Source organism: Stenotrophomonas sp. 78350_Sma (assembly GCF_056482105.1).
In genome coordinates, this window is sequence record NZ_CM151182.1 from 961913 (window position 1) to 978308 (window position 16396).

Here is a 16396-nt window from a genome sequence, read left to right on the forward strand (position 1 = left end):
AGCCCAGGAGCCCCTTCTTGTTGAAGGGGCGCGCCGACAGGCGGGGGTAGAGGAGGAATGCGCGGGCAATTATGTCTTGGCCGGGGCCGGGACCATCGTCTACTTGGGTAGCCGCCCCCGGCTAAGGCATAATTGCGGGTGAAACTTCCTTTGCGCCGGCGTTTCCGGGCACGTCCGGACGGCGTTTTTCCCCCTGTTCGGAACATCGATCAATGACGCAGAAAATTACGGTCATCCGCGGCGACGGCATTGGCCCGGAAATCATGGACGCCACCCTGTTCGTGCTCGACCAGCTCAACGCTGGCCTGGAGTATGAAGACGCCGACGCCGGCCTGGTGGCCCTGGAAAAGCACGGCGACCTGATGCCGGCGGTGACCCTGGAGTCGATCGCGCGCAACAAGGTCGCGCTGAAGAGCCCGCTGACCACCCCCGTCGGTGGTGGCTTCACCTCGATCAACGTCAGCCTGCGCCGCCATTTCGACCTGTACGCCAACGTGCGTCCGGCCCACACCTTCCCGAACACCAAGTCGCGTTTCGACAACGTCGACCTGATCACCGTTCGTGAGAACACCGAAGGTGCGTACCTGGCCGAAGGCCAGGAAGTGTCGGCTGATGGCGAGACCGCCTTCTCCGGCACCCGCATCACCCGCAAGGGTTCCGAGCGTATCGTGCGCTACGCCTTCGAGCTGGCCCGCAGCGTCGGCCGCAAGAAGGTCACCGCCGTACACAAGGCCAACATCATCAAGTCGACCTCGGGCCTGTTCCTGAATGTCGCCCGTGAAGTGGCCGCGCAGTACCCGGACATCGAGTTCCAGGAAATGATCGTCGACAACTGCTGCATGCAGCTGGTGATGCGTCCGGAACAGTTCGACGTGATCGTTACCACCAACCTGTTCGGCGACATCATCTCCGACCTGTGCGCCGGCCTGGTGGGCGGCCTGGGCCTGGCCCCGGGTGCCAACATCGGCAAGGACGCGGCGATCTTCGAAGCCGTGCACGGCACCGCGCCGGACATCGCCGGCCAGGGCAAGGCCAATCCGTGCGCGCTGCTGCTGGCAGCGGCGCAGATGCTGGACCATATCGGCCAGCCGGAAAACGCCGAGCGCCTGCGCAAGGCCATCGTGGCGACCATGGAAGCCAAGGATTCGCTGACCGGCGACCTGGGCGGCACCGGCACCACCATGAGCTTCGCCAAGGCCATCGCCACCCGCCTGTAAACGGCTGGCGTTCCGGCTGGAGCTGGAGATCGTCTCAGGCGATGTCCAGCCGGGGCAACCATCGTTGAAGACGGGCCGTCCTTGTACGGCCCGTCTGCGTTTTCAACTGCGGCTTTTCATCAACAGGACTTTTTCAGATGCCTGAGGCGGCTGTGTGGGTCGTGGCGGCCGTTGCCGTCTATGCCATAGGTGTGGCCATCTACGCCACTTTCTACTGGCCGTGGTCCCGGGCCCAGCGTGCGCTGCGTCACCTGCGGAAGCATGGGGTGCCCCTCCGCAGCCTGCGCGTGAGCGAGGCGCGCGTCCTGCAGTTGATCGAGTTTCCTGCAGGGTTGCCGGTGTATCTGCTTGAAGGCAGCTGCGCGGCGTTCGTTGTCAGGGGCAAATCCCCTCCGGCCCAGCATGTGCAGACGCTGGCAGGCGTGCCGGTGAAGTATCCGGCGGGGCTTGCAGGTGCCGCGCGCGCGGGCAGCAATACCGCTGAAGTGGTGCTGGGGCGTGACCACGCGATGGTCGTGCGGCTCAATGGGGTCAAGCTGGCCTCGTAGCGTCGAGCATGGCTCGACTACGCGGGAACAGTCGAGCATGGCTCGACTCTACAAGAGCGATTTGTGCGTGAATCGCACAGATCATGTGCCACGAAGCCGCTGGTTCGTGCGCCTTCCGCTCCGCATCCTGTGCCCACTTCCCACCGCACAGGAGACGCCCCATGAACCTTTCCGCCTTCGGCCTGGCCAGCCTGATCGGCATGGCCGCCGCTGCGCCGGTCGCCGCTGCCGAACCGGCCCATCCCACCATCCGCCATATGGCCGGCGCGCCGGTCGCGGCCTCGCTGGATGCCGCGAAGACCGCGGTTCTGGTGATCGACTTCCAGAACGAATACTTCGACGCCAGTGCCGCGCCCGGCTTTGCTGGTGGCCGCATGGTCATCCCTGACGGCGTAGCCGCGCTGCGCCAGGCGAAGCGGGTGGTCGAGTTCGCCGATGCCAACGGCATCCGCGTGATCCACGTGCAGCATGTGCTGCCGGCCGGCGCGCCGCTGTTCGCGCAGGGCAGCGTCAACGCCGCCTTTCATCGCGGCCTGCTGCCGCGCCAGGGCGAGGCCGTGGTGCAGAAGGACAACGTGAGCGTGTTCGCCGGCGCCTCGGCTGCCGTGCTGGACACCGTGCTGAAGGACGCCGGCATCGACACGCTGATCGTCACCGGCCTGCAGACCCATGCCTGCGTGGCCGGCGCCGCCCGTGACGCTGCCGCCGCACCGCGCGGCTACCGGGTGATCGTGTCGTCCGATGCGACGGCCAGTCGCGATCTGGATCTGGCCGGCGGCCAGCGCATGGATCATCGCGCGCTGCACGAGGCCTCGCTGGCGCAGATCGAGGATACCTTTGGTGACGTTCTGAGTACCGATGCAATCCTGGCGCTGCCGGTGCGCAAGGCCGGCGACGGCGCTTGATAAGCTGGTAGGGCCCGCATGCCGTGGGCCCCCGCCAGGTGGAGTTGCCCGCTGATGGATCATTTCGCTGCCCTGCGTGCGCTACGCGCCATCGTCGACGCAGGCGGCTTCACTGCTGCGGCCGAACGCCTGGGCACGACCCACTCGGCGATGTCTCGGCAGCTGCGGCAACTGGAAGACCATCTGCAGGTGCGCCTGCTCGATCGCAACAGCCGCCGGCTGTCATTGACCGAAGCCGGACGCGATTACTACCAGGAGGCCGGCGCGCTGCTCGATCGTCTGCAGGAGGCGGATGACCGCGCGCGCGCAGGACAGGCCCAGCCCGGTGGCTCAGTGCGCATCAGCGTGCCGCAGGTGGTCGCCAGCCAGGAGTTGCCACAGTGGTTGCCGTCGTTCCTGCAGCGCTACCCGCAGGTCTCGCTGGATCTGTCGGCCGATGATCAGCTGGTCGATGTCGTGGGCGGTGGGTTCGACCTGGCCCTGCGCATCGCGCATGCGTTGCCGGACAGCCAACTGGTCGCACGTGAACTGGCCAGCTGCCCGCGCATACTGGTGGCCGCGCCAGCCTATCTGGCCCGGCACGGCCTGCCGCGGCAGGCGGCCGACCTTGCGCAGCACGCCCTGCTGGGCTTCAGTCCCACGCCGTCGATGCCGCCCTGGCAGCTGCAGGGGCCGCGTGGTGCCAGCATGAACATCGAGGCTGGCCAGCGCCTGCGCGTGGATGCCACGCCAGCGCTGTATGCCGCCGCGCTGGCGGGAATGGGCATCAGCCTGTTCACCGCGCTGACGGTGCAGGAAGATCTGCGCGCCGGTCGATTGATCCGTGTGCTGCCAGCGTGGCATGCGGGGCAGCGACGCTACTTCGCGCTGTATCCACATGCGCGTGCGCTTGCCCCCAAGGTGCGTGCGCTGGTCGAGCACCTCGCGGCGCACTACGCTGCACAGGTGGGCGCGGCAGGGTAGCCGCGCCGCTGCAACCGAGGTGGTGATGGAATCGGTGTACCTGCTGGTCGCGCTCGGCGCGATCGTCGCCGGATTCGTGCAGGGGCTGTCGGGTTTCGCCTTCGGCATGGTGGCGATGTCGTTCTGGGCATGGGGGCTGGAGCCGCGACTGGCGGCCACACTGTCGGTGTTCGGCGCGCTGGTCGGCCAGCTGGTGGCGGTGTTCACCGTGCGCCGCGGCTTCAATCCGCGCCTGCTGCTGCCTTTCGTGCTGGGTGGGCTGGCCGGCATTCCGCTGGGCGTGATGCTGCTGCCGCAGCTGGACATGGACTGGTTCAAGGCTTTGCTGGGCGGCTTCCTGGCGCTGTGGTGCCCGGTGATGCTGATGGCGCGCTCGTTGCCGCCGATCACCGTCGGAGGGCGCGTGGGTGATGCCATTGCCGGTATGGCTGGTGGCGTGCTCAGTGGCATCGGTGGCTTCGCCGGCCCGGTGCCGACGTTGTGGAGCACGCTGCGCGGCTTCGGCAAGGACGAGCAGCGCGCGGTCATCCAGAACTTCAACCTGGCCATGCTGGCGGTGACCATGGCCACCTATGTCGGAACTGGCCTGGTGACGCGGCAGATGCTGCCGTACTTCGCCATCGTGGCGCCGGCCATGCTGGTGCCGACCCTGCTGGGCGCGCGGGTCTACATCGGTATCAGCGAGGCGCGCTTCCGGCAGATCGTACTGAGTCTGCTGACCGCATCCGGCATCGCGCTGCTGGCCTCGTCGCTGCCGACGCTGCTGGCGCGTGCGCCGGCAGCCTGAGGCTCAGGCTGGGCGGAACATGCGGAAGCGCTGTTCGGTGCCGATGCGGAAGTAGTCGGCGGGGCCGCCGCCGCGCAGGATAGGCGCCGCTGCAGCGGTGTCGTAGATGCCGTCGACCAGCAAACGGGTGTCGATGTGCACTGCGACCACTTCGCCCAGCACCAGCCAGCCGTTGGTGTCCTGCCCGGCGGCATCGCGCAGGCGCACGATCTGGGTGCAGCGGCACTCCATGCTCACCGGGCTCTGTGCCACGCGGGGTGGCGCGACCTGTGTGGAGGCCAGTGGCGTCAGCCCGGCCAGGGCGAACTCGTCGACCTCCGGCCCGACCCCACGACAGCTTTCGTTCATTGCTTCGGCCAGGTCGAAGGTCGCCAGGTTCCAGGCGAACTCACCGGTCGCTTCGATGTTGCGCAGCGAGTCTTTGCGGCCCTGGCTGGAGAAGCCGATGATCGGCGGGGTGTAGTTGAACGCATTGAAGAAGCTGTACGGCGCCAGGTTCAGTGTCCCTTCGGCGTCGCAGCTGGAAATCCAGCCGATCGGGCGTGGGCCGATGATGGCGTTGAACGGGTCGTGCGGAAGGCGGTGTCCGTCTGCCGGGCGGTAGCTGTGGAAGGTGCAGGACATGGGGCAGGGTTCCAAAAAAAAGCCGTGATCCTCGCGGACCACGGCTTGTCGTTTACGACCAGATGGGGTTCAGCGCTGCTGGATCTTCGACAGCAGGCGCAGGAACTCCACATACAGCCAGACCAGGGTCACCATCAGGCCGAATGCGCCATACCACTCCATGTACTTCGGTGCGCGCTGGGCCACGCCGGTTTCGATGAAGTCGAAATCCAGCACCAGGTTCAGCGCGGCGACGACCACCACGAACAGGCTGAACGCAATGCCCAGCCAACTGGAATCGTGGATCACCGGCACATCGATGTTGAAGAAGCCGAGCACGAACGAGGCCAGGTAGAGCAGGGCGATGCCGCCGGTGGCGGCGACCACACCCATCTTGAAGTTCTCGGTGGCCTTGATCACGCCGCTGCGGTAGGCGATCAGCAGCGCGAACAGGGTGCCGAAGGTCAGCAGCACCGCCTGGAACACGATGCCCGGGAACTTGGCGTTGAAGACGGCCGAGATGGCGCCGAGGAAAAGCCCCTCGACCAGCGCGTACATCGGTGCGGTGACCGGGGACCATTCCTTCTTGAAGACGGTGACCAGTGCCAGCACCAGGCCGCCGATCGCGCCGCCCATGGCGTACAGCCTGGCCGCGTCCATGACCTGGTCGTACTCGTCGATCGACTGGTTCCAGGCGAAGGCCGCCGTCAACACTGTCAGCAGCAGCAGGAAACCGGTCTTGTTGACGGTGCCGTTGAGCGTCATGGCCTGGTCGGGGCTGGTTACCACCGAGCCACTGGCGAGGTCGAGGAAGGTCGACTCGGAAAGAGCCGGGTTGCCGCTGCGCATGCGTGTTCTCCGTGCGAATGAGGGGCTGGACGGCCATCCGGCCGATGACCGGGAGCATAGCCGATGGTTGCACGTGGTGCGGTGTCAGGCTTCGGATGCGGGTCGCCCGCGTTGACAGTTCATGATGCGCTTGGCCACAATGACCAGCTCCCCGGGCCTGGCCCGAGGGGATTGCAAGACCGGGGTATAGCGCAGTCTGGTAGCGCGCCTGCTTTGGGAGCAGGATGTCGGGGGTTCGAATCCCTCTACCCCGACCAATCCCACATCACGTCGGATTGGACGCCGTTCCGGTTCGGGCGCCCGTAGCTCAACTGGATAGAGCACCGGCCTTCTAAGCCGGCGGTTACAGGTTCGATTCCTGTCGGGCGCGCCATTAAAATCAATGGTTTACCCATTTTTTCGGCTCTGGTGACCGAATTCTCCAGAAAATTCTCCTGAAAACTAATGGACAGCTCGACGGGGCTGGCTAAGATACGCGTTGGTTGAACAGGGGAAAGCCATGGAGAAAAAGGCGCATTTCATCAAGGGATCACTGCGACGCAGTGTCGAGTTCCGAGAGGACCTTCAGAAGTTCCTGGAGCTGGGACCGGATGCATGGCCGGCCACCAAGAAGGCTAGCATTGAAGCCGTTCAGGGCTTGCTATACGGGGAGAACCTCACTGATGCGGCTGCAAAGCTTGAGGCTACTCAGGCCGAAGCTCAGCGCATGGCGGTCATGTTCCGATTCCTCACGGGCCGATTGGCGGAGGGCGGCGACCCGCTCGAGTTCGTAGATGACCTTACTGAATTGGCAGGCAAAGCCGATTTCGACCCGCGCCATCGGGAGGCGTTGGCCGCGATCCTAGTGCCGGAGCCCCAGCTGCGGGCAGAGGAACGCGAGCGCGAGGCTTTCACTTTCGGGAACACTATCGCGAGCGTCGAAACCAAGAGCATCGTCACATTCCATCTGGACGGGGAGCCCTTCACGGGCGTTAGCGTCACCATCAATTACCTTGATGGTGGCAACAATGACCAGTCCATCTCGCTCAACATGAGCAGTGGAGAAATTCGAGCTATCGCTAATAGTCTGATCCACTCGGCCGACAAAGTGGAAAGGGAGCTCGCCGCCATCAGGGGAGCGAATGCATGACCTTGGCGGAAGTCGTTCAGGCAGCCTCCGCGTTCGCTGCCGCAGGGGTCGTGGTTAACGAGCTTGTGAAGCATATCCGCGAATGGAGAGGTGGTTCACCTGAGCTTCGGACACTGAACCGGATGATCGCTCACATCCAAGATGAACAGCTCGCAGTGTTAAAAGACATCGCTCGTCGGATACCATGATCATATGCTGACAACCATCCTTTCCGTAATCACTGTCTTGGCAGCCTTCGGCGTAGGCATTGTCAGCGGCAAGGCGAAGCGTCGGATGGATGCAGAGCTTGAAGCTGCTGTCACGAAGTCGGAGTCGATGCTTGCAGAAATGCGGGCTATCCGCGATAAGTCAGCGTTGGCTGATGCCCAGGTTCGTGCTAGACAGGAGCACGATTCAGAGAATGAGCTGGCTGCTTGGACTGCTGAATTGGCTGCAGTTAGTGCAAGGCTTAGAGCCTTGCGCGATCGCGAGCTGGTTATCGAACGCGACGTTAACGAAGCTCAGTTTTTCAGAGATCGCATGGTGTCGGTGCTATCCATCCGCGGTAGCGGCGCCGAACGGCTTACTGACGTAGACGGTCGGTGGCTGTTGGAGCGAGACGCAAGTCTTGCAAAGTCATTGCGAGCTACCCGGCGACGTGACCGAGGCATCCCGCAGTCGCGCGAGTTGCCAGGTTGGGCAGTGGGACTTCGCTAAGTTAGATGGCGCATGGGAAGGACGGTCGTATGCGCCGTCCTGTCCCTATCCCTTAAGGGGGGCGCCTCAATGGCTTGGTCGATAGTTTCTCCATTGCAGCACCGCTGGACGACTCTTCTACTACAGGTAGAGAGTGGTCATAGACGTGGAGCATTGCATCAGTCTTGTGGCCACTAGCCTCCTTCTTGTTGCCATCAGTGTCGGTAACGCCTCGATGCTTCAGTCCGTGTAGGGCGAAGCGTTCGTCCGCCGCAATTACTTTTTCCCTCACCGCATTCCGCATCAGTCGGCCCCAGGCGGTGTGCCAGCCATGGGCGGTGAGCATTTCCCCGTCCTCGCTGACGAACAGCGGCCGCATCTTGGACGCTAGTGGGGCATTGAATTGAGTGATGCCGCGCTTGGCCCAGATGGCGGCGCGGCGATTCTGCAAAACCTGGATCGCGACCTCAGTCTGCTCACCCTTGCGCACCAGGTTATCGCGACTGCCTTTTCGTCGGTTGGTCTGGAGAACCTCTCCCTCAACGTGGTGATCGGTCAGCGTTCGAACTTCGATGCCGCGCAAGCGTGCCTGATAGGCTAGTTCCATGGCCGCCCATAGGTAGACCGGCAGCGCTCCTTTCTCGCGCGCGCCACGCTCGCTGCATCGGCGTGCGTAGTCCTGGACCCGGCGGAACACGTCGCGCTCGGGCATGCGGTGATCGCGCTTCTCCTTGACCTTCTTGATGCCGGCGGCAGGGTTGGTGGCCACATGGTCATGCTCGCGCGCCCAGCCAAAGACGCGGCGCAGGTAGCTGAGCCAGTGGTTCGCCTTGGTCGGGTAGCCGGGAACGGATGCATCACCAGGCTTTGTGCCCGGCCGGCCTTGGGCAATGATGTCGATCAGCCGACGGATGAACCCGGGTGACAGGCGGTCCACGACGGCATCCCCCAGCTTGCTCCCGTTCTTTAGCGGGAACACCTTGATCGCCTTCGCGTAGTCTCGATAGTGCTGCTGCGTGGTTGCCCCGAGCTGGGAGAACGCGAGGCTCTTGGCGTGCTGATCGATGACGTAGGCGACGGTGCCTCTCTGTGCCTCGCCCGCGCGAGCTTCGGCGATCGCATGCAGGTCCGATAGGCGTGCGGCCGGGCCAGCGACGGTCTTGCACTTGCTCCCGAATCCCTCCGGGTGTTGATCGCGCACATACCAGCGCCCACGGCCGGTCCCGTCCCAGTAGATTCCTTGAGGAACCTTGCCGTAGTCGATGTGCTTGGGGAGGTTCGATGGAACCTTGCGGGGACGTGCCATGTTTCGTCGCTGTTTCCGTTAGAGCAGGTCGGTGGAATAGGTGTCGCCATTGCTGGCGGGTGCAGTCAGGCCGAGGGCCTCGTTCAATGCTGTCGTGGTGGTCCAGATTCCGCCGCAGGCGTCGTACTGAAAGCGGATGCGGCGGTCGCGCGCCCAGCGCTCGACCGTCGCCAGTCGCGGGCGCTTCCCGGGCTGGCAGAGTTCCTGCAGGTCGCGGAATTGGAGGATCTCGCCGATCAAGGCGTGGCTCCTTCGCCCGCCCGGAATCGAGACGGCGACCAGTCACAGCTTTCGTCTGCAGGGATGTGGCCGAACATGGCGGTGCAGCGCCGGCAATGCACGCAGTCGCCGCAGTTCTTGCCCTCGGGCAGATCCATATCGTTGCCAGTGCGGCCGTACGGGTTTCGCTCAGCCATTGGCGGGCTCCTTCTTGCATTGGTTGCACGGGGCACTGCGGGGCGCCCGAATAGAGAACCTGGTTCCACGCACGTGCTCCCCGGGGCGGATGACGATGTGGCCGCAATCCAGTTCACACTGGAAGCGGCCGTCAAGCACGGACACTCCGGGGCTCGCGATGAACTTCGCGTTCACCACTGCGCGAATGGGACTCACGGTGAGCAGCTGGTCAGCCATGGATGGGCTCCATCGAGACGCCTGCCATGGCAGAATCCCCGGCAGTCCACAGGGGAATCAGGGAATGAGCTGGTGGAATGGCCTCAGTACATGTTGGCCACCGGGTGAGGGCGATTGCGTTGTGTGGTGGGACGCCTGGGCAGCGCTGTTTGGTGGAAGTGCGGCCGGCATCGCTATTGCGGCCCTGGTTGTCTCTTGGATTGGCATAGGCGTTACAACTGCCTCGGCCTTCGCCGTGTGGAAGCTCGGAGTTACTGCGAACGACGCTAGTGCAGAGGCAACGCGCATCGCTGCAGGAGAGGCAAGCCGTAACGCCAGTGAATCGGTCCGCCGAGAGTACCGGGAGGAAACCGAAGAGCTTTTGGTCCTTGCTCAGATCACTGGAGAGGTAGGAGTCGCTTCTGGGCTCATCAGCAACGCGATTAGGATTCTGATAGGCGGCGGAGTCGGTAAGCAGCTCTTCTTGGCAGACAGCAGCTACCGGAACCCGCTCTTCGCAGATCTTGATCGGCTTAAATTCCCAATGACTGGAGCGGCCCGAGACCGCTTGCATTACCTGGACCGAAAGGTCGCCGGCTGCCTGTTGCGTGCAACAGGACTCATGTCCATTGCACAAGAAGGCTACAGCGTTCTGCCTGACGACGCGTCTGCCGAGGATCTGGCCACGGTGTATGAAGCCCTGGAGTTTCTGCTTCCACTGATCCGCACAGATCTTGCAGTCGTGCAACTGGCCTGTGCAGCAGCTATGGAGCGCCTCGGCTTGGCTGATGTTGTGACTGCACGCGCCGCCACAGCGTTCGATCCTGATCGGTAGACGGCTCACTCCAGTACGTAACTTAGCCATTGCCTACCGCCTTGCTGAGCGGAGCCAGCAGCTGCACAAACGTGATCCACGGACGTGCCTCATGGGCTTGGGCGCCCAAGCAGCCGGCATCGTGCGGGAACGGGTATCGTGCGTAGCTGGTCAGCTGTGGCCGCTGGCAGATCCGGCAGCGCATGTAGTCGCCATCCATGCTCCAGCGCTCCGCAAACTCGCAGAGCGCTGCGTTCGCTTCGTACAGGTCGCCACTGGCGATGTACTTGGGATCAGCCATTGCCCACCGCCTGGCTGTCGATCTTGGAAAGCTCGCCGTCGTACTTCGCCAAGAGCCGTTGCTGCTCCTTCTTGGCGATTGCGATCACGCGGTTGATGGGCTTGATAGCCCTCATGTCGCGGTCGGGCGAAGTGGGGCCTTCAAGCAACTGCACGACAGCCGCCCACACATACAGATACGCCTCCGCCTTGGCTGCGGCCTTTGCGTGCTTGACTGCATCAGTCACGGCTGGCCTCCTGCCGCATGGCTGTCGATCAGGTCGATCTGCGCGGCGATCAGGGCGCCAGCGCGCACCAGGTCGTGGCGTGCGTCGACCGGCTTCCACCACTCCGGTGCCCACGGCCAGAAGAACGGCGGTTCCTGCGAGGCAATGTGCTTACGGCTTCCCACTTGGAGATCCATGGCAGCCAACTGCACGTAAGCGGTCGCAGCCCTGGCCAGTTCGCCTTCGCGATACTGCTGGTCGGAATCTCTGGAGAAGCCTTCCATGCACAGCTGTCGCTCACGCTCAGAAGCGATCGCCTTGATGCCGGTTCCCAGGTCCACGGCCTGCGCGGGCGGGGCGGTGTAGAGCGGGCCGATGGATTCGAGGATGGCCTTCATCTGATCCAGCGCTTCATCGAAGCCGTATCGCGCCGCCTCAGAGAGGAAATGCACGCCTCGATCTTCAAGGACGCAGGCGATGCCTACCGCGTTGAACATGGGGTAGTCGAACGCTATCGGCTTCCCCACCGGCTGGCGGGCGGCGAGGGAGTCGCGCAGCAGGCGCTCCAGCACCTCGACGCCTTTGGCCCAGCCATTGATCCCTGCGGTCGGTAGCACATCCTGCAGGCGCTGCAGCACTGCGCGGTCGTCGTCGCTGATGGACACGCCGACACCCTGACCACCCGGGGAGGACTGGGCGGAGAGGGCGAGCAGCTGCTTGCTCAGGGTGACGCGTGCGGTGACCAGTGCATTCGCCACCCTGTAGTTGCCAGCGTGCCGAGCATCGTTGGCTACTTCGTTCACTGCAGCGAGGGCTTGGGCCACGTCTTCCGGCAGCAAACCCCCCAGCCTCACCATCCCACCGGGCTGCACGTCCGCCAGGGTCTTGTTGTCGTTGCTCATGCCTGCATGTCCTTGCTGTTGGCGGGAGGGCGCGCCAGGCGCAGCGATTCCCAGGTAAGGGGATAGGGGCCACGCTTCACCCGCGTGTCTGCAGTAGTCATCGACACGCCTAGTTCGTTGGCGATCTGGCGCATCGTGTAGCGCTTGTTCTCGACCACGCGGGCGTAAAGCGCGGCCTTTGTTCTGCCAGCCTTAACGCGGTATCGGTGGTGCCGCTCGCTCAGCGTCGGGTCCATCAGGCTGCCTCCAGCTGCGGTTGCACAGCTGCGCCTACGTTCGCTTCCAAGATGGCGACCAGCGGCGGCGGGCTCACGCTGTTGCCAACCATGGCAACCGCGCGGCTATTGCTGACCTGTCGGCCATCTTGCGTGCGATCGATGATGTAGCTGGCCGGGAAGCCTTGAGCGCGGAACAACTCATGCGGCTTGAGCATGCGCAGCCCGATATCCACGATCACATACGGCACGCCGCTCAGATGCACCGTGACCAGCGCCAGCCGGTCCTTCGTGGTGATGGTCGCCAGCGGCTCGTTTAGTTCCCCGTGCTGTCCGCCAGCGCCGTAGTAACGCATCAGGAACGCGGCAACGCGCAGTGCGCCGGCTTCCTGCTCAGGGCTCAAGACGCACTGGATCACCCCGTGGTGAGTTGCACCAGCGCAAATGGTGCTGAGCGGATCAGTCGTTGTCTGGCCGTCCAGGTTCCTGCGCAGCGTAACCAGATTCGCGGTCGTGAGGCGCTGGTGGCTCCCGTTGGCGCAGATGGTCGGCAAGTGCTCATCGGCGGCACTGCCGGCGCCCTGGTAGAACCCGCCGTTGGCCTGTTCCAGAAACGCTGCCATGACCCCCATGGCATGGGCGGCACCGGCCGGCCGCGCCGCGCCAGCGCCGCTGGTGATGGTCGGCATCGGCTGGCCGGCGTCCGCGCCATCACTGCTGCCCCGGAACTTCACTAAGCTTGCAGCGGCCAGCGCGTGCTTGGTGCCTCCCGCGACCACAGTGCCCAATGGCTTATCGATGTCGAGACTGCGAGGCGCCTGACCGATCCTCTCGCCGTACCCCGACTGCACAAGCACAGGTGCCACAACGGCGTGGGAACCACCGCGCGGCCAGGCGGTGATGGTGCCCAGCGGATCACTTCCGGTAGCGACGCCGTTGGCGGATGCGTTCGCGCACTGCACGATCGTGGGCGACACGATAATCATCTCGCCACGGTAGGCTGCAGTGATGGTCGGCATCGGTTCACCGATTCCGTGCGGCCTACGTTCCCCGCCGTGGGTGGCGTGGACGATGAACGGCTCAGCGGCATCCAGCACGAAGCGCTTGATGCCTCGGGCGATGCGCGCCTGCGTCGCGTCCGCGAGCGGCTTCTTGCGGCCAAAGATGCTTGGGCACGGAATGGACCAGTCGATACTGGATGCCGCCGACACGTGCGGCTGTGCCCGGTTAGGACCGTGGGTCGGCTCGGGCCAGACGATCGCCTCACCATCGCAGCGGGCGACCATGTAGAGCCGCTCCCTCGTCGTACCTGCGCCGTAATCGCAAGCCCGCAGAACACGCCACTCCACCTGATACCCGAGCGTCCGCAGCACAGCCACGAAGCGACGCCAGGTGCTGCCCTCGCGCTTCTTGTCTGGGATCAGGAACTGCTGGTCCAGCGGGACGCGCTCGCCGGCAGCGGCGACTGTGCCGTCCAGCTTGATCACGCGGCCGGTCGCCTTGTCGCGCTTGGCGATCAGCGGGCCCCACTTCAGGATTTGCTTGACGTTCTCCAGCGTGATGATGCGCGGACGCACTGTGCCGGCCCACCGGGGCACAACCCACGAAAGCGAGCGGGTTGCTCGGCTGCGCGGCTGACCGCCCTTGGCCTGGCTGAAGTGCGTGCAGTCCGGGCTGGCATGTAGTGCGCCCACAGGGCGACCGCCGCACTCGACGCGCGGGTCTGCTTCCCACACGTCCTGGCACAGGTGGCGAGTAAAGGGGTGATTGGCGGAGTGCAGTCCCACAGCCCAGGGGTTGTGGTTGATCGCAATGTCCACCGCTCGGGCCAGTGCTGTTTCCATCGCGTGGCTGGCACCACCTCCGCCGGCGAACAGATCAACTGTGATCTCGTCCGCGCGCAGCCGCGACTTCAGGTCATGCAAGGGGAATCGGAAACCGCCGGAGCCGTCAGCCATGTGCTGCCTCCTTCGACGCCATTGCGGAGAGGGCCAGCGGTCGCACGAACCACGCGGCTGGGCCGTCCTCGGTCTCGCCCAGCCACGCGAGACGCCAGTCACCGCCGGGTGCCTCCGGATTCCAATCGTGCAGCTCCTGCGTGGCGCTGTAGACACCCGATCCGATGCCTTCCTCAGAGAACTCGCCCTCAACCACGACCAGGTCGAAGCCCTGCGCAAGGAACAACGGTCGCAGCGATACCTCGCGACCGTCGGCCCACGCCGGCACGTCCGGATGGCACAGGATCTCGCCGTCGGCATTGCGCGCTGGGAGGCGACTTGGGTGGTACAGACCTCGCCACGGGTCTGCCGGATCGACTACGGTGCGTGTCTGACTCCTGACCAGCTCAAGCAGTTCGGTCGCCTGCGCAAGCCGGGCCCGGGTGGTATCGCAGAGCGGCGTGTCGCCGTCTTGCATGCTGCTGCGCAGGGTCGAGACATAGGCGGCCGCGGCGGCTTCGAACACGCGCAGATCCTGCAAGCGCGGGAGGCGGTGATGCAGATCACGCAGCGCGGTCTGGGCCTGGCCGAGGGTGATGGCCTTCGCCTGGTTGGGGAGCCACACAGCCTCGACAGCGATCGCGCTGATCGTATCGAATGCGTCACGCAGAACGGGGCAGTTCGTGGGAAGAGTGGTAAGTTTTTCGTTCATCGGCGGGCCTGCTCGAATTGGGTGTCGGTGTTGATGACCGCGCCAGCGAGCGGCGCTACCTGGGACGCCTGCACGGCGCCAGCGGGGCGAAGGGGGAAGGGCGCGGCGTGGCGATAGCGGCGGTTGGGGTCCGATGCGAACTTGCCGCCTTCGATGCGAATCACCTGGTACTCAGGGAATGCCTCATCAGGTAGGGCTTCGCGTGCCTCTTCCATCAGCGCGACAAAGCGCGCCTGCCACTCGACCGGCATCGACTGCAGGGTGCGGCGCGGCACTACGTGGTAGGCGGCGCGGCTCACGCCGAATGCATGCCATGCCGGGCCGTCCGAATAGGTGCTACCGGGCCTGCCGGGCTCGATGACGGTAGCTGTGTGCGATTCGCTGCTCATGCGAGCCTCAGTCGATGTCATGGGCTGCCATGCGCTCTGCATAGCTGCCGTGGTTGGCGGCGTGACGGCTCATCAGCGGGCGAATTGGGGTGTGCCCCAGCACCTCGATGTGCCCACCCGCTGCGAGGAAGGCCTCCAGGTCGTCGGCCAGCTGCTGCCGGTCGAGTTCCCTGTGTCGGACCGTGGTCGCCGCGTCACTGACCCCTGTAAGTGGACCGGGCGTGTAGGTCGGCTTCACCCGGACAGGTGCAGCGCGCAGCGGGGCGATCGCATGTTGCGTGTGGCTGGAGAGGCGCCAGATGCCACGCACGCCGGAACGGTGGCAGATCGCCTGTCCGCTGCGCGCCAGTCCCTTCAGCGTGTGGCCGATGGCCTGGTGGGTGCCATTGATACGGCCAGCGGTCTTGATCTGCGCGACCGTGGCGCCTTGCGGGAACATAGACAGGACCCGACGCACCTCGGCAGCGCGGCCGGTTTGCTGTGGGCGAGCGCTCATGCGCGGGCCTCCGCAAGTAGTTCGCGCATGGCCCAGCCGTGATGCATCACCCTGGATGAGCTGTCGGCGACAGCGTCGGGGTTCTCGGTCAGGACCAGCGTGTTGTCCAACGGATAGCTGCTGTGCCCATCCCAGTCTTCAATCACGGCCTGCAGGCCGAAGTGTTCGCGCAGCTCCTGCGCGTTGGCGTTCTTGCCGCACAGGTGCGGCCTATAGATCACAACAGAGCGGCTCATGCCGGGATTCCTCGCGTGCGGTGCGTAGCGCGGTTGATGGGGGAGGTCGACCGAACGCGCACGCCCTGGCGGTCGAGCCAGCGGTGCGCGGCCTGTGCGGCAAGGCGGTTGAGGGAAAACGTGACGCCGCCGAGGGTGATCGAGTGGTGCGATACCCCCACGCTCCGGCTGGCGCTGGCGGCGACCTTGAGGAGCGACTCGCGGGGGGCGGCGGTGTAAAGACCGGCCCATAGCCAGCCCTGGCACACCATGAGGACGAGCAACTCGCCTTGATGGCCGGTGGCGAATTGCTGCTCCACAGGCAGAGCGGTCTGCATGCTCATGCCGTGAGTGCCAGGTCGCGTGCCTTGGCGATCTCGGCCTCGGCGGCAGCGATGCCAGTGGCGGTCAAGGTGGCCTTGCGCGGCAGCTGCGGGTCGTCGTACCTGATCAGCACGCGCTCATCCAGCCAGTTCATAACGCGGCGCGTGAACAGCTTCTCGGGACGGTTGCGGGGCGCGAACCCGTTGGCGGTGCGGTGGAGGGTGAAGTCGGAAGCGCCATGCGCTGCGAGCAACGCGGCTTTTTCCTTCGGCTTCAGTGGAGCGGCCATGGG

The 16396-nt window shown here is 64.7% G+C and carries 24 protein-coding genes and 2 tRNA genes; 10 read left to right on the forward strand and 16 right to left on the reverse strand.

The window, feature by feature from the left end; all coding sequences use genetic code 11:
• Positions 1 to 212: 212 nt before the first annotated feature.
• The 5 genes from ACZK4H_RS04275 to ACZK4H_RS04295 all read left to right on the forward strand — a co-directional run bounded on the left by ACZK4H_RS04275 (position 213) and on the right by ACZK4H_RS04295 (position 4420).
• Entirely contained in the window at positions 213 to 1217 is a 1005-nt protein-coding gene (locus ACZK4H_RS04275; protein WP_099551263.1) for an isocitrate dehydrogenase, read from the forward strand.
• 266 nt (positions 1218 to 1483) lie between these two features.
• A complete protein-coding gene (locus ACZK4H_RS04280; RefSeq protein ID WP_143567562.1) occupies positions 1484 to 1765 on the forward strand; it encodes a hypothetical protein in 282 nt (93 codons plus the stop codon).
• Positions 1766 to 1926: 161 nt separating this feature from the next.
• The gene (locus ACZK4H_RS04285) at positions 1927 to 2670 is read left to right on the forward strand and encodes a cysteine hydrolase family protein (protein ID WP_099551261.1); all 744 of its coding nucleotides are present in this window, start codon (positions 1927 to 1929) and stop codon (positions 2668 to 2670) included.
• Between the two features lie 54 nt (positions 2671 to 2724).
• Positions 2725 to 3633, forward strand: a complete 909-nt coding sequence (locus ACZK4H_RS04290; protein WP_099551260.1) for a LysR family transcriptional regulator — start codon at positions 2725 to 2727, stop codon at positions 3631 to 3633.
• A gap of 25 nt (positions 3634 to 3658) precedes the next feature.
• Entirely contained in the window at positions 3659 to 4420 is a 762-nt protein-coding gene (locus tag ACZK4H_RS04295) for a sulfite exporter TauE/SafE family protein (RefSeq protein ID WP_099551259.1), read from the forward strand.
• A 3-nt stretch (positions 4421 to 4423) separates the two neighbouring features.
• Here ACZK4H_RS04295 and ACZK4H_RS04300 read toward each other — a convergent pair whose 3' ends face one another.
• Both ACZK4H_RS04300 and ACZK4H_RS04305 read right to left on the reverse strand, forming a co-directional pair.
• A complete protein-coding gene (locus tag ACZK4H_RS04300; protein ID WP_099551258.1) occupies positions 4424 to 5044 on the reverse strand; it encodes a flavin reductase family protein in 621 nt (206 codons plus the stop codon).
• A 69-nt stretch (positions 5045 to 5113) separates the two neighbouring features.
• Positions 5114 to 5872, reverse strand: a complete 759-nt coding sequence (locus ACZK4H_RS04305; RefSeq protein WP_099551257.1) for a Bax inhibitor-1/YccA family protein — start codon at positions 5870 to 5872, stop codon at positions 5114 to 5116.
• A gap of 180 nt (positions 5873 to 6052) precedes the next feature.
• Between ACZK4H_RS04305 and ACZK4H_RS04310 the strand changes: the two genes are divergently transcribed.
• The 4 genes from ACZK4H_RS04310 (at position 6053) to ACZK4H_RS04325 (ending at position 7697) form a co-directional block, all read left to right on the forward strand.
• Positions 6053 to 6129: transfer RNA gene (locus tag ACZK4H_RS04310), tRNA-Pro, on the forward strand.
• Positions 6130 to 6168: 39 nt separating this feature from the next.
• Positions 6169 to 6245, forward strand: a tRNA-Arg gene (locus ACZK4H_RS04315).
• Between the two features lie 126 nt (positions 6246 to 6371).
• On the forward strand, positions 6372 to 7001 hold the full coding sequence (locus tag ACZK4H_RS04320) for a hypothetical protein (protein WP_049460341.1): 630 nt from the start codon (positions 6372 to 6374) through the stop codon (positions 6999 to 7001).
• Positions 7002 to 7193: 192 nt separating this feature from the next.
• Entirely contained in the window at positions 7194 to 7697 is a 504-nt protein-coding gene (locus ACZK4H_RS04325; protein WP_099603958.1) for a hypothetical protein, read from the forward strand.
• A 52-nt stretch (positions 7698 to 7749) separates the two neighbouring features.
• On the opposite strand, the gene ACZK4H_RS04330 is transcribed toward ACZK4H_RS04325, so the two are convergent.
• From ACZK4H_RS04330 to ACZK4H_RS04340, 3 genes are all read right to left on the reverse strand, one after another.
• Positions 7750 to 8982 (reverse strand): site-specific integrase, encoded by a 1233-nt coding sequence (locus ACZK4H_RS04330; RefSeq protein WP_241898470.1) that lies wholly within the window; start codon positions 8980 to 8982, stop codon positions 7750 to 7752.
• A gap of 18 nt (positions 8983 to 9000) precedes the next feature.
• Positions 9001 to 9222, reverse strand: coding sequence for a hypothetical protein (locus ACZK4H_RS04335; RefSeq protein ID WP_099603957.1), 222 nt, complete (start codon positions 9220 to 9222; stop codon positions 9001 to 9003).
• Between the two features lie 168 nt (positions 9223 to 9390).
• Positions 9391 to 9615: a hypothetical protein gene (locus ACZK4H_RS04340; RefSeq protein ID WP_099603955.1), complete on the reverse strand. Its 225-nt coding sequence runs from the start codon at positions 9613 to 9615 to the stop codon at positions 9391 to 9393.
• A 64-nt stretch (positions 9616 to 9679) separates the two neighbouring features.
• On the opposite strand from ACZK4H_RS04340, the gene ACZK4H_RS04345 reads away from it, so the two are divergent.
• Complete coding sequence (locus ACZK4H_RS04345) at positions 9680 to 10429, forward strand: hypothetical protein (RefSeq protein WP_143570814.1); 750 nt, start codon at positions 9680 to 9682, stop codon at positions 10427 to 10429.
• 22 nt (positions 10430 to 10451) lie between these two features.
• Here the strand turns inward: ACZK4H_RS04345 and ACZK4H_RS04350 are convergent, their stop codons facing one another.
• Genes ACZK4H_RS04350 through ACZK4H_RS04400 form a run of 11 tightly spaced genes read right to left on the reverse strand, consistent with a single transcriptional unit; the run spans position 10452 to position 16393 of the window.
• Positions 10452 to 10709, reverse strand: a complete 258-nt coding sequence (locus ACZK4H_RS04350) for a hypothetical protein (RefSeq protein ID WP_099603953.1) — start codon at positions 10707 to 10709, stop codon at positions 10452 to 10454.
• The gene (locus tag ACZK4H_RS04355; protein ID WP_099603952.1) at positions 10702 to 10935 is read right to left on the reverse strand and encodes a hypothetical protein; all 234 of its coding nucleotides are present in this window, start codon (positions 10933 to 10935) and stop codon (positions 10702 to 10704) included. Before ACZK4H_RS04355 ends, ACZK4H_RS04350 begins: the two co-directional genes overlap by 8 nt.
• Entirely contained in the window at positions 10932 to 11816 is an 885-nt protein-coding gene (locus tag ACZK4H_RS04360) for a hypothetical protein (protein ID WP_099603951.1), read from the reverse strand. Before ACZK4H_RS04360 ends, ACZK4H_RS04355 begins: the two co-directional genes overlap by 4 nt.
• Positions 11813 to 12052, reverse strand: coding sequence for a leucine zipper domain-containing protein (locus ACZK4H_RS04365; protein WP_099603950.1), 240 nt, complete (start codon positions 12050 to 12052; stop codon positions 11813 to 11815). The genes ACZK4H_RS04360 and ACZK4H_RS04365 overlap by 4 nt, the downstream gene beginning before the upstream one ends.
• Entirely contained in the window at positions 12052 to 13989 is a 1938-nt protein-coding gene (locus ACZK4H_RS04370) for a DNA cytosine methyltransferase (protein WP_099603949.1), read from the reverse strand. Before ACZK4H_RS04370 ends, ACZK4H_RS04365 begins: the two co-directional genes overlap by 1 nt.
• Positions 13982 to 14680 carry a hypothetical protein gene (locus ACZK4H_RS04375; RefSeq protein WP_099603948.1) on the reverse strand — a complete coding sequence of 233 codons (699 nt, stop codon included), beginning with the start codon at positions 14678 to 14680 and terminating at the stop codon, positions 13982 to 13984. The genes ACZK4H_RS04370 and ACZK4H_RS04375 overlap by 8 nt, the downstream gene beginning before the upstream one ends.
• Positions 14677 to 15069 (reverse strand): hypothetical protein, encoded by a 393-nt coding sequence (locus ACZK4H_RS04380; protein WP_099603947.1) that lies wholly within the window; start codon positions 15067 to 15069, stop codon positions 14677 to 14679. The genes ACZK4H_RS04375 and ACZK4H_RS04380 overlap by 4 nt, the downstream gene beginning before the upstream one ends.
• 7 nt (positions 15070 to 15076) lie before the next feature.
• Complete coding sequence (locus ACZK4H_RS04385) at positions 15077 to 15565, reverse strand: hypothetical protein (protein ID WP_099603946.1); 489 nt, start codon at positions 15563 to 15565, stop codon at positions 15077 to 15079.
• The gene (locus tag ACZK4H_RS04390) at positions 15562 to 15801 is read right to left on the reverse strand and encodes a hypothetical protein (protein ID WP_099603945.1); all 240 of its coding nucleotides are present in this window, start codon (positions 15799 to 15801) and stop codon (positions 15562 to 15564) included. Before ACZK4H_RS04390 ends, ACZK4H_RS04385 begins: the two co-directional genes overlap by 4 nt.
• Positions 15798 to 16124 (reverse strand): hypothetical protein, encoded by a 327-nt coding sequence (locus tag ACZK4H_RS04395; protein ID WP_099603944.1) that lies wholly within the window; start codon positions 16122 to 16124, stop codon positions 15798 to 15800. The genes ACZK4H_RS04390 and ACZK4H_RS04395 overlap by 4 nt, the downstream gene beginning before the upstream one ends.
• On the reverse strand, positions 16121 to 16393 hold the full coding sequence (locus ACZK4H_RS04400) for a hypothetical protein (protein ID WP_099603943.1): 273 nt from the start codon (positions 16391 to 16393) through the stop codon (positions 16121 to 16123). Before ACZK4H_RS04400 ends, ACZK4H_RS04395 begins: the two co-directional genes overlap by 4 nt.
• Positions 16394 to 16396 lie beyond the last annotated feature (3 nt).

What these genes read in the sequence shown, in the direction of transcription:
- ACZK4H_RS04275 (WP_099551263.1), top strand. Translation starts at nt 213, where the DNA reads ATGACGCAGAAAATTACGGTCATCCGCGGCGACGGCATTGGCCCGGAA.
- ACZK4H_RS04285 (WP_099551261.1), top strand. Translation starts at nt 1,927, where the DNA reads ATGAACCTTTCCGCCTTCGGCCTGGCCAGCCTGATCGGCATGGCCGCC.
- ACZK4H_RS04290 (WP_099551260.1), top strand. Translation starts at nt 2,725, where the DNA reads ATGGATCATTTCGCTGCCCTGCGTGCGCTACGCGCCATCGTCGACGCA.
- ACZK4H_RS04295 (WP_099551259.1), top strand. Translation starts at nt 3,659, where the DNA reads ATGGAATCGGTGTACCTGCTGGTCGCGCTCGGCGCGATCGTCGCCGGA.
- ACZK4H_RS04300 (WP_099551258.1), bottom strand. Translation starts at nt 5,044, where the DNA reads ATGTCCTGCACCTTCCACAGCTACCGCCCGGCAGACGGACACCGCCTT.
- ACZK4H_RS04305 (WP_099551257.1), bottom strand. Translation starts at nt 5,872, where the DNA reads ATGCGCAGCGGCAACCCGGCTCTTTCCGAGTCGACCTTCCTCGACCTC.
- ACZK4H_RS04320 (WP_049460341.1), top strand. Translation starts at nt 6,372, where the DNA reads ATGGAGAAAAAGGCGCATTTCATCAAGGGATCACTGCGACGCAGTGTC.
- ACZK4H_RS04325 (WP_099603958.1), top strand. Translation starts at nt 7,194, where the DNA reads ATGCTGACAACCATCCTTTCCGTAATCACTGTCTTGGCAGCCTTCGGC.
- ACZK4H_RS04330 (WP_241898470.1), bottom strand. Translation starts at nt 8,982, where the DNA reads ATGGCACGTCCCCGCAAGGTTCCATCGAACCTCCCCAAGCACATCGAC.
- ACZK4H_RS04340 (WP_099603955.1), bottom strand. Translation starts at nt 9,615, where the DNA reads ATGGCTGACCAGCTGCTCACCGTGAGTCCCATTCGCGCAGTGGTGAAC.
- ACZK4H_RS04345 (WP_143570814.1), top strand. Translation starts at nt 9,680, where the DNA reads ATGAGCTGGTGGAATGGCCTCAGTACATGTTGGCCACCGGGTGAGGGC.
- ACZK4H_RS04350 (WP_099603953.1), bottom strand. Translation starts at nt 10,709, where the DNA reads ATGGCTGATCCCAAGTACATCGCCAGTGGCGACCTGTACGAAGCGAAC.
- ACZK4H_RS04360 (WP_099603951.1), bottom strand. Translation starts at nt 11,816, where the DNA reads ATGAGCAACGACAACAAGACCCTGGCGGACGTGCAGCCCGGTGGGATG.
- ACZK4H_RS04365 (WP_099603950.1), bottom strand. Translation starts at nt 12,052, where the DNA reads ATGGACCCGACGCTGAGCGAGCGGCACCACCGATACCGCGTTAAGGCT.
- ACZK4H_RS04370 (WP_099603949.1), bottom strand. Translation starts at nt 13,989, where the DNA reads ATGGCTGACGGCTCCGGCGGTTTCCGATTCCCCTTGCATGACCTGAAG.
- ACZK4H_RS04375 (WP_099603948.1), bottom strand. Translation starts at nt 14,680, where the DNA reads ATGAACGAAAAACTTACCACTCTTCCCACGAACTGCCCCGTTCTGCGT.
- ACZK4H_RS04380 (WP_099603947.1), bottom strand. Translation starts at nt 15,069, where the DNA reads ATGAGCAGCGAATCGCACACAGCTACCGTCATCGAGCCCGGCAGGCCC.
- ACZK4H_RS04385 (WP_099603946.1), bottom strand. Translation starts at nt 15,565, where the DNA reads ATGAGCGCTCGCCCACAGCAAACCGGCCGCGCTGCCGAGGTGCGTCGG.
- ACZK4H_RS04390 (WP_099603945.1), bottom strand. Translation starts at nt 15,801, where the DNA reads ATGAGCCGCTCTGTTGTGATCTATAGGCCGCACCTGTGCGGCAAGAAC.
- ACZK4H_RS04395 (WP_099603944.1), bottom strand. Translation starts at nt 16,124, where the DNA reads ATGAGCATGCAGACCGCTCTGCCTGTGGAGCAGCAATTCGCCACCGGC.
- ACZK4H_RS04400 (WP_099603943.1), bottom strand. Translation starts at nt 16,393, where the DNA reads ATGGCCGCTCCACTGAAGCCGAAGGAAAAAGCCGCGTTGCTCGCAGCG.